General features: G+C 52.0%; 10 protein-coding genes. 9 read left to right on the top strand and 1 reads right to left on the bottom strand.

All coding sequences use genetic code 11. The features are described from left to right. The first annotated feature begins 10 nt into the window (after nucleotides 1-10). From rsxC to NP589_RS18255, 9 genes are all read left to right on the top strand, one after another. Nucleotides 11-1513 carry an electron transport complex subunit RsxC gene (gene rsxC / locus NP589_RS18215; RefSeq protein ID WP_256608244.1) on the top strand — a complete coding sequence of 501 codons (1503 nt, stop codon included), beginning with the start codon at nucleotides 11-13 and terminating at the stop codon, nucleotides 1511-1513. Further along, nucleotides 1510-2571, top strand: coding sequence for an RnfABCDGE type electron transport complex subunit D (locus NP589_RS18220; RefSeq protein WP_256608245.1), 1062 nt, complete (start codon nucleotides 1510-1512; stop codon nucleotides 2569-2571). Before rsxC ends, NP589_RS18220 begins: the two co-directional genes overlap by 4 nt. Before the next feature lie 8 nt (nucleotides 2572-2579). Continuing rightward, the gene (gene rsxG / locus NP589_RS18225) at nucleotides 2580-3320 is read left to right on the top strand and encodes an electron transport complex subunit RsxG (RefSeq protein ID WP_256608246.1); all 741 of its coding nucleotides are present in this window, start codon (nucleotides 2580-2582) and stop codon (nucleotides 3318-3320) included. A 317-nt stretch (nucleotides 3321-3637) separates the two neighbouring features. Then, nucleotides 3638-4348: an electron transport complex subunit E gene (locus NP589_RS18230; protein WP_256608247.1), complete on the top strand. Its 711-nt coding sequence runs from the start codon at nucleotides 3638-3640 to the stop codon at nucleotides 4346-4348. A 3-nt stretch (nucleotides 4349-4351) separates the two neighbouring features. After that, nucleotides 4352-4615 (top strand): RnfH family protein, encoded by a 264-nt coding sequence (locus tag NP589_RS18235; protein ID WP_020485093.1) that lies wholly within the window; start codon nucleotides 4352-4354, stop codon nucleotides 4613-4615. Between the two features lie 3 nt (nucleotides 4616-4618). Continuing rightward, on the top strand, nucleotides 4619-4840 hold the full coding sequence (locus NP589_RS18240) for a (2Fe-2S)-binding protein (RefSeq protein ID WP_064009952.1): 222 nt from the start codon (nucleotides 4619-4621) through the stop codon (nucleotides 4838-4840). A 1-nt stretch (nucleotide 4841) separates the two neighbouring features. After that, nucleotides 4842-5306, top strand: coding sequence for a bacterioferritin (bfr, locus tag NP589_RS18245; protein ID WP_064009951.1), 465 nt, complete (start codon nucleotides 4842-4844; stop codon nucleotides 5304-5306). Between the two features lie 471 nt (nucleotides 5307-5777). Then, nucleotides 5778-7082 (top strand): sigma-54 interaction domain-containing protein, encoded by a 1305-nt coding sequence (locus NP589_RS18250; RefSeq protein WP_256608248.1) that lies wholly within the window; start codon nucleotides 5778-5780, stop codon nucleotides 7080-7082. A gap of 11 nt (nucleotides 7083-7093) precedes the next feature. Further along, nucleotides 7094-8023 (top strand): HDOD domain-containing protein, encoded by a 930-nt coding sequence (locus tag NP589_RS18255; protein ID WP_256608249.1) that lies wholly within the window; start codon nucleotides 7094-7096, stop codon nucleotides 8021-8023. Nucleotides 8024-8260: 237 nt separating this feature from the next. Here NP589_RS18255 and NP589_RS18260 read toward each other — a convergent pair. Then, nucleotides 8261-9350, bottom strand: a 1090-nt coding sequence (locus tag NP589_RS18260) for a PIN domain-containing protein (protein WP_256608250.1), incomplete at its 5' end; no start/stop codon positions are given.

Consider the following 9350-nt stretch of genomic DNA (forward strand, 5'->3'; position numbering starts at 1 on the left):
GGAGACACCTATGTTCGCCTTGTTCGAGAATCCCCGTTTGCGCGGCGGCATCCATGCCGAAGAGCACAAATCCGAAACGTCTCCGCTCAGCATCGCCACCGATTTTCCATTACCCAAGAAACTGTATATTCCGGTGCAGCAGCATGTCGGCAAGCCTGCCGAGCCGGTGGTAAAGGTCGGCGAGAAAGTGCTTAAGGGGCAATTGCTGGCCTATAGCCAAGGCACCATTTCGGCGCCTGTACATGCACCAACATCGGGCGTTATTGCCGATGTGAAGGATTTTCCGGCCCCGCATCCGTCCGCTTTGCCGATTCGTACCGTGGTGATTGAAAGCGACGGTAAAGAACAATGGGCCGAACTGATTGTTCCGGAAGACCCGTTTCAACTCGAACCGGAAGAGATCTGCCAGCGCGTGGGAGCGGCCGGTGTGGTAGGTTTGGGTGGGGCGGTATTCCCGTCGGCGGTCAAGCTTAGCCTGGGTCGTAAAAACAAGATTCATACCCTGTTGATCAACGCCGGCGAATGCGAGCCTTATCTGACTTGCGATGATCGATTGATGCAGGAGCGTGCCGAACAAATCGTTGCCGGTATTCGGCTGATGTTGCGTGGTATGGATGCGCCCAAAGCCTTGGTGGGTATCGAGGATAATAAGCCCGAAGCTTTCGCCGCCATGCAGGCGGCCAGCCAGAGTTTTGCCAATATCGTCGTGGCGCAAGTGCCGACACGCTATCCAATGGGCTGGGACCGGCAAATGTTGCGCTATCTGACCGGCCAGGAAATTCCCGCCGACGGCCGGGCTACCGACATTGGCGTGGTGGTGCATAACGTCGCCACCGCCTTTGCCGTCTATCAAGCGATATGCCTGGGCCAGCCCTTGATCAGCCGGGTGGTCACGGTATCCGGCGCAGCCGTCGCCAAGCCGAGAAATGTGGAAGTGCCCATCGGCACTTTGATGTCGGAAGTGTTGGCATTTTGCGGTTTGGAGAAATCGAAAATGGCCCGCTTGGTGATGGGTGGGCCGATGATGGGCGACGCTCTGCCTATCGCCGAAGTGCCGGTCGTCAAAGCCTGCAATGGCATTTTAGCGTTATCCGCTGCCGATATTGATGAACCGGCGGTACAGCCCTGTATTCGTTGTTCCAGTTGCGTGACCGCTTGTCCGGTGGGTTTGTTGCCCTTGGAAATGGCCAGCCGCATCAAAGCTAACCAACTGGATTCCGCAGTCGATTTGGGACTAAAAGACTGCATCAGTTGCGGTAGTTGTTCTTATGTCTGTCCCTCGAATATTCCCCTGGTGCATTATTTTAAATTTGCCTCCGGCGAGTTAGTGAAGCGGCAACAGGCCGAACACAAGTCCGAACAAACCAAGCGCTTGATCGAAGATCGCAATGAACGTATGGAGCGTGCCAGACTGGAAGCCGAAGCCGAAGCTTTGCGCGCCCAGGAGGCCCGGGCCGCTCGACTGGCTGCCGCACAACAGGCGCAACAAGCGCCAGCAGAGGAAACCGTATGAGTAACAAACCGATTAGCGGACCTCACGTCGCGGCTACCCGCCGCGTCGATCAAATCATGCGCTTGGTCATTATCGCGCTGGCGCCGGCCACGGCCTGCGGTGTGTTGTTGTTCGGCTGGCCGGCTTTGTACTTATTGGCGGTGACTGTGCTGTCCGCGATGGCTTTCGAAGGCTTGTGCTTAAAAATGAAAGGCGTGGCGGCGATGCCCTATCTGCGCGACGGTTCGGCGATAGTCACCGGCTTATTAGTGGCGATGACCTTACCGCCTTGGGCACCCTGGTGGATAGGCGTAGTCGGCTCGGCACTGGCGATTGTCCTGGGCAAGCACGTCTACGGCGGCTTGGGGCAAAACCTCTTCAATCCGGCCATGCTGGCCAGAGTGGCTTTGCTGATTTCCTTTCCTATCGAGATGACCACTTGGGCCAACGTATCGCCGCTGCTGACTGGGCCCGGCGTGATCGATAGCTTGGCGATAACCTTTGGCGGCCTGGAAAATCCCGATGCGGTGACCGGGGCCACCACGCTGGGTTGGGTCAAGACCGAGTTTTCGCAAAATCGGTTGCTGCCCGGCAGTTTGATCGAGTATTCCGGTCTTTTGGCTTTTCTTGGCTGGGAGCGCGGCAGTTTGGGGGAAACCTCTTCGGTATTGTTGTTGGCCGGCGGTATCTGGTTGATGCGGCAGGGTGTCATCAAATGGCATATTCCGGTCTCGTTGCTGCTGAGTATATTTGTCATGTCGGCGGTTTTTCACACTTGGGATAGTCAGCACTATATGGGACCTTGGGTGCATTTGAATTCCGGTGCGGTGATGCTGGTGGCATTTTTTATTGCTACAGACTACGTGACGTCGCCGAACACGCCTCTAGGCCAGGTAATTTTCGGCGCCGGTTGCGGTTTGCTGATTTTCGTGATCCGCTCTTGGGGCGGTTATCCGGAAGGCACCGGTTTTGCGATTTTATTGATGAACGCGGTCACGCCGTTGATCGATCATTACATTCGTCCGAGAATTTATGGCCGCTACCGTAACGGCAAGCCGCTCGATATTTCCAATACCTGAGACCGGCTATGAATTCCGAACCCGTTAAATCAACGCCTAAAGTGAATCAATATGTAGAGTACGTCTTGCGTACCGTCAGCGATTTAAGGCAAAAACTGGCCGTGTGGCTGGAACCAGGAAATTTGGAGCAACTCCGGCCGCTATTACAGTATCAGGCCGGCGTGTTGGGTGGATTCGCACTGTTGGCGGCAATTTTATTAGGTGTGGCCGATCTGGCGACGCGTGGCGTGATAGAGCTGCGCTTGCAGGAAGATCTACAGGCTAATCTGGAGCAAGTGGTTCCAGCAGAACTTTACGATAACAATTTGCTGAAAGACAGCGTGCTGCTGCCTTCTGCCGATGCCAATCTGGGCGCTGAGCAAACTGAGGTCTATCTGGCTAAAAAGGCGGGTTTGGTTAATGCCGTATGTTTTAAATTCGTCGCGCCTGACGGTTACGCTGGGCCTATTAGCTTGGTGATGGGTATCGATAGCAAGGGCGAAATCCTCGGGGTACGGGTTATTGCGCATGTTGAGACGCCGGGTTTGGGTGACAAGATTGAAGTGACAAAATCCAAATGGGTTCTGTCCTTTAATGGCAAATCCTTGAATAACCTGACCGTTGAGCAATGGGCGGTAAAGAAAGACGGTGGGGTGTTCGATCAGTTTAGCGGGGCGACGATTACGCCGCGCAAAGTCGTGCAGGCAATCAAGCGGGGATTGGAGTTTTATAAGGTGCATCAGGCGGAGTTGTTGGGGCCTAGCCAATAATGTTTAGGTGTCGCTGACGCGACGCTGTTTTGAAGTCGGTTCTCGGACCGACGGCCGAGTTACTTTTCTTTGCTTGGCCAAAGAAAAGTAACCAAAAGAAAGGCCACCCGGATGCCGCTTTGATCCTGCGCTCCACAGTTTTTGAACGGGGTTGCCGAAAGGGGCTTCCTGCCCCTTCGGCAACGCGATGCATCCCTGCATCGCCCCTCCGGGCTATTCCGTTCAAAAACTGCGGTGCTCGGCGCGGCATACGGGAAGAAAACCGTCGCGATCTTCTCGGGTATTAACACCTAATCACGATTTTTGGAGAAACCATCATGAATCTTTCGATTCTGTTTTCAGAACAATATAGAAAAATCGCCCGCGACGGCCTTTGGGACAATAACGTGGTGCTGACACAGAATCTGGCCTTATGCCCGTTGCTGGCGGTGACCGGGACGGCAACCAACGGTTTGGGGATGGGCTTGGCGACCATGGTCGTGATGGTGGCATCCAATGCCGCCGTATCGGTGAGTCGGCATCTGATTCCCTCGGAAATCCGTATCCCGATTTTCGTGTTGCTGATTGCCGCATTGGTAACCTTGGTGGATATTTTTCTGAATGCCTGGATGCACGAATTGCATAAGGTGCTGGGCTTGTTTATCCCGTTGATTGTTACCAACTGCGTCATTCTCGGCCGGGCCGAAGCCTTTGCCTCCAAACAACCGGTGATGCCGTCGATGTGGGATGGCTTGATGATGGGCGTGGGCTTTACCGCAGCCATGGTGGTGTTGGGCGCGATGCGGGAAATTAGCTCGGCCGGCACGTTGTTCGCCAACGCGTCGGTGCTGTTGGGCGAAAGTTTCCGGTTTCTGGAAACGACCTTGATTCCGGAATACAAAGGCTTTTTGTTGATGGCCTTGCCGCCGGGCGGTTTCATCATGCTGGGTTTCATGGTGGCGCTGAAACGGTTGTTGGACCGGAAAGCGGCGGCTAAAATTACCGAACCTACCATTATTGATACGATTGTCTTGGAAGAAGGGGCGTAAACTATGAATGTGGGTGTATGTTATGCGCAGGCGGACAGGCAAATCTGGTTGCGGCTGGAGGTGCCGGAAGGCAGTACCATTGCCGAAGCTATCGAATTGTCCGGCGTGTTGACGCAGTATCCGGAGATCGATCTGGAGAGCCAAAAGGTCGGGATTTTCGGTAAACTGGCAAAATTGGATGCGCCGGTCAAGGAAGGTGATCGCGTGGAGATTTATCGTAAAATTACCGCCGATCCCGCGCAAGTCCAGCGGAGGCGGGTGGCTTAGCCTATGTACGTTTGTGTCTGCAAAGCCGTAACCGATAGCCAACTTGATGCCGCCATAGACAGCGGTTTATGCTCGCGGAAACAGCTGGTTAAGTGTTTCGGCGTCGGTGGCGATTGCGGTAAATGCAACAAGGACATCGCGCAAATTTTGGATCGAAAAAATGCATGTCGGCTAATGCAGGCTGCCAATGATGCACAACTAATCACTAAAACCCGGGAGATTTGACATGCAAGGCGATAAAAAGGTTATCGAATTTTTAAATAAAGCACTAGAAAACGAATTAACGGCCATCAATCAATATTTTTTGCACGCCCGGATGTTCAAAAATTGGGGCTTTCAAAAGCTGAATGAAAAGGAATATCACGAATCGATTGACGAGATGAAACACGCCGATCAATTGATCGAGAGGATCTTGTTTCTGGAAGGCTTGCCTAACCTACAGAGTCTGGGCCGATTGATGATAGGCGAAAACCCCAAGGAAATGCTGGAATGCGACCTTAAATTGGAGCATCTGGCCTTGCCATTATTAAGAGATGCGATTGCTTATTGCGAAAGCATCAACGACTACGTCTCCAGAGAGTTGTTCGAGCATATTCTGGAAAACGAAGAAGAGCACGTCGATTGGTTGGAAACCCAGATGGACCTGATCGAAAAAGTCGGCATTCAAAACTATCTGCAATCGCAGATGTAAATATACGCAAGTTAAAAACTGTACGGGGCCGATTGCCAGCCCCGTGCGGATAGTAAGCCCCGGCAAGTCTGTAGTTATTCCCACGGCTATAAAGCCAGCCTCGCTAGTCAGTTGTCACTAATGGGATAGATTTGGGTTCCGGTACCGTGCTCAATATTGGGTCAATGGGTATAGTATCGTTGGTGCCTTCATGTCCTTTGTGCTTTCCTGATACTCCGTTAAATGCAATCAATGGTCCAAGATCGCCGAGACGGCTGTGGGGCTTGGACGATTGGGACGTCAATCCTCGCCCTGAGGTTAAAACATAGGGGCGGCGGGTGTCCAACTTTCATAGATGTTCCCTGATGATGAATGAGCTATCCTTAGCGGTACTACAATATCGATGCCAAGGGCTGTAGGCCTTGGTTTGGGTCGTTTTTGGTAAAATGGCCCTTAATACGCTGACAACACCGAAAACATTGATAGGAATTTATGCCGCAAAGTGCTTTTACGCTGGAATCGTTGCTGGAAACTCATGATTTGCCGCTGATCATAATCGGCGCCGACTTACGTATCGTGGCAGTGAATCGCGCTTGGGAACATAGTTTTGGCGTCATGCGCCAGAATCTGGTCGGTCAACCGTGCTGCGTCGAAAACCGCAATTGCCGCCACCAGCGCTTGTTTCAGACTCTGGAAGCCTACGCCGGTATCTTTGCCGACAGCAGCGATGCCAGTTCCCTGCGCTCATTCAGTGCGCGCGGTTTTCCGTTGTTGGACGCCGATGCCACCCTGTATTTGGGCGAAACGCTGACCGTATTAAAAAAGTCCGCGGCTAAAGGCCACGAGGCTCCGGCCATGATCGGTAAGTCTGCGGTGTTTGCGCAATATAAAACCCGGCTGCAACAGGCGGCCGATACGCAAGCACCGGTATTATTGCTTGGCGAAACCGGCACCGGTAAGGAATTGGCCGCCGAATTTGTGCATAGTCATTCCAGGCAGGCGGATGGCGATTTTGTGATTGTCGATTGTACGATTCTTGGCGAAGAGTTATTTGAAAGCGAATTGTTCGGGCATGAAAAGGGCGCTTTTACCGGTGCGACATCCGCGAAAAAAGGCTTGTTCGAATTAGCCAATAATGGCACCTTGTTCTTCGATGAAATTGGCGACCTACCGCTATCGCAACAGCCCAAATTATTGCGAGCCCTGGAAAGCGGCCAATTTCGGCGGGTGGGCGGCACGGCGATGCAAAAAGCCAATGTCAGAGTGGTGTGTGCTACACATAGAAATTTAGCGGACATGGTCAAAGTCGGTCGGTTTCGCGAAGATTTGTTCTACCGGTTGTCGGTGTTTCCGGTCGAAGTGCCGCCACTGCGGCAGCGTAGACAGGATTTGCCCTTATTGATCGATCATTTTTTAGCACAGTTGAACACGGACGCCGATAGCGGCTATGCGATTACGCAATCGGCCTTAATCAAGCTTATCCAATATGCCTGGCCCGGCAATATCCGTGAACTGAGAAACTGTCTGCAACTGGCGGCCGGCTTGTGTAAGGATAAGAGCATTCAAGAAGCCGACATTCATTTCATGCAGCGCCAAGCGGGTGTTGAGCCGGCCGCTGCCCGTGAGGCAAGTGGCGATGCGCATCCCTTACCGATTAACAGTATGGCGCAGTTCGAGGCGGAGTTTATCAATAGTTTGATCAGCAAGTATCAGGGGAATCGCAAATTGATAGCGGCGGAAATGAATATCAGCGAACGAACGCTGTACCGTAAGCTTAACCGACTCAATCTGAATTAAGTGGCGGAGCAATGATGGAATCCAACCTGATAAACTGGACGCTCGACAATATTGGCAGCCGGCAACGCAACGGTTTAACCCCGCCGCGCGACATGCGCGAGACTATCGCCCAGATTAAAGCCTTGCCGCCCTTGCCCGGCAGCGCGCTGCGCATATTGAATCTGATCGCCGATCCTGGTGCGGATGCTCGTAAATTAGCCGACATCATCGAACTTGATCCCTTGCTGACCGCGCAAATTACTCGCTGGGCCAGTTCAGCTCTATACGGTTATCGCGGCCAGATCACGACCGTACATGATGCGATTACCCGCGTATTGGGGTTTGATTTTGTATTGGATTTGGCTTTGGGTTTGGCGGTGCTGGCACCGTTGAAGTCACCCAAGGAAGGGCAGATAGGTACGCGGATGTTTTGGACCCATGCCTTGGCCAGCACCCGCTTGATGGCGCAGTTGGCGGCCGTTATGCCCGCCGCCGCGCGGCCGGAACCGCAAGCCTTGTTTTTATCCGGGTTAATGCACAATATCGGTTTCCCGTTATTGGGCCATCGTTTTCCTGACGAATTTAGCTATTTGAGCGGCTTGATCAACGCCAATCCCAGTTTGGCGATTTTCAATCTGGAAACCTTTGCCTTCGGCCTCAATCATGCCGAAATCGGCGCCTGGCTAATGAATGTGTGGTCCATGCCGCGCATGATCACCGATATTGTCTACCACCATCACAACCCATGTTATCGCGGTGAAAACCATCAACTGAATCTGTTGACGTTTTATAGCGATTGTCTGTTGGGACGCTTAGGAATAGGTGATGCGGTGAATCAGATTTGTCCGGAAGACGTGCCGGAATTACTGGGTTTGGATGAGGCTGTTTGTCTGGAAATACTCGACAGCCAGAATGACGATTTAGTGAAAATTCTGGCGACTGCGGAACAACTTACCGATTAAGTTACTGCTAACAGTACCGATCCAATCTAAATTCGGCCTTTGGTATCAATAGCGGCAAAAGGGCGAATCAATTCGCCCTTACACGCGAGCCGTCTGCTGGAGCAGGTGAAAACTTTTAGGCGCTGTTTAATTACAAATTATCCGGCGCCTATCGTTTGAGCTAGCCGCATACCGCAATGGGTCTGGTTGAGCGAATGGTTAGGCCGCACTCAAGATCACGCGCAATCAACCGTTGATTCATAGCATAGCTATTCTTAGCGGCTGAGATATGTTTGTAACTCCGCCAAACCAGTGGTCGCCTTGATTTCCGGCAGCGAAGTCAGTGTCAAATGTGAATTTTCCATTCGAGACCACGACTTCGGCTGAGGGAATGGCTGTTCTTTCTATATACCCTGGGGAATTTAGTGATAGTGTTAGCTCGAAACGAACTCTCCCTTTAATATGGAGAACGTTATCCCGTTCCTCAAGCACTTCGACATTGGTTCCCCTTGGTCCGGCCTTCAATAAGGTAATTGAATCTATACTTAGGTTTCGTAGCCATCCCAAAGTATCACGATTGTCCCGCGTGAAAGAAAAGCAAGGCGGTGGAAATTGCGCTTGAATTTGTGCCAAACTCTCATGAAGTCGCGAAAACATCGGATGCTGGGCGTCCTCAAGTTGGATACTAATTTCCCGACTTCTTTCTGCCAGTCTCAGAATTTCGTTTCGCTGGCTTAAGAACTCAATGGCGGAGTTAATATTCGAGCATGGGATCAGAGAGGCTGTCTGTGCGCAAAACTCTCTGCATCCTTGGTCGGCTGTAATCACTAAAATTGAAGCTTCTATGTTTTCGGGTTTTGAACGTAAGCTGTCTGCATGTGCAAGCAGGCTTGTTAGGGCAAAAGCGTCCTGAAATTCATCTCTCTTCTCTTTCCTCTTTTCGAACGGCCATGAACTAGAGGACCACATATGAAATATGTCATTAGCGAGTGTAGGTGCGTGTGGGATTGCGATGAGTTCAGTGTTGAAACTGGTCTTTACAGAATCCCACTCCTTCTCGACGAGTCTTTGTGCATCAAGGCTTAGCGCAGCAGCGCGAGTATTTAGCTCCTTAACGGCTTCCTTATTTGATCCAATTTTCGCGAAGTTTGGCAGTTTGACTTGAACTTGGCTGTCAATTGAAGTACTAAAGTGCCGCCGAATCTCGACGTCCCACACCACGGATAGTAAGAGCTTCTCCCCTTGTGCTGCCAACCGACGAAAGTCGCCCATCCAAGCTCGATTGAAGCTGACCCTTCGCTGATCGCCCGCACCTTCAAAAAAGGCGTTGGAGTCAACTGCAACTAGT

This window comes from Methylomonas rosea (assembly GCF_024505055.1).
GTDB classification, from domain to species: Bacteria; Pseudomonadota; Gammaproteobacteria; order Methylococcales; family Methylomonadaceae; genus Methylomonas; species Methylomonas rosea.

Bases quoted from the DNA above. Each gene is read 5' to 3' on its own strand.
- NP589_RS18250 (WP_256608248.1), top strand. From the start codon at position 5,778: ATGCCGCAAAGTGCTTTTACGCTGGAATCGTTGCTGGAAACTCATGAT.
- bfr (WP_064009951.1), top strand. From the start codon at position 4,842: ATGCAAGGCGATAAAAAGGTTATCGAATTTTTAAATAAAGCACTAGAA.
- NP589_RS18255 (WP_256608249.1), top strand. From the start codon at position 7,094: ATGATGGAATCCAACCTGATAAACTGGACGCTCGACAATATTGGCAGC.
- NP589_RS18235 (WP_020485093.1), top strand. From the start codon at position 4,352: ATGAATGTGGGTGTATGTTATGCGCAGGCGGACAGGCAAATCTGGTTG.
- NP589_RS18230 (WP_256608247.1), top strand. From the start codon at position 3,638: ATGAATCTTTCGATTCTGTTTTCAGAACAATATAGAAAAATCGCCCGC.
- NP589_RS18240 (WP_064009952.1), top strand. From the start codon at position 4,619: ATGTACGTTTGTGTCTGCAAAGCCGTAACCGATAGCCAACTTGATGCC.
- NP589_RS18220 (WP_256608245.1), top strand. From the start codon at position 1,510: ATGAGTAACAAACCGATTAGCGGACCTCACGTCGCGGCTACCCGCCGC.
- rsxG (WP_256608246.1), top strand. From the start codon at position 2,580: ATGAATTCCGAACCCGTTAAATCAACGCCTAAAGTGAATCAATATGTA.
- rsxC (WP_256608244.1), top strand. From the start codon at position 11: ATGTTCGCCTTGTTCGAGAATCCCCGTTTGCGCGGCGGCATCCATGCC.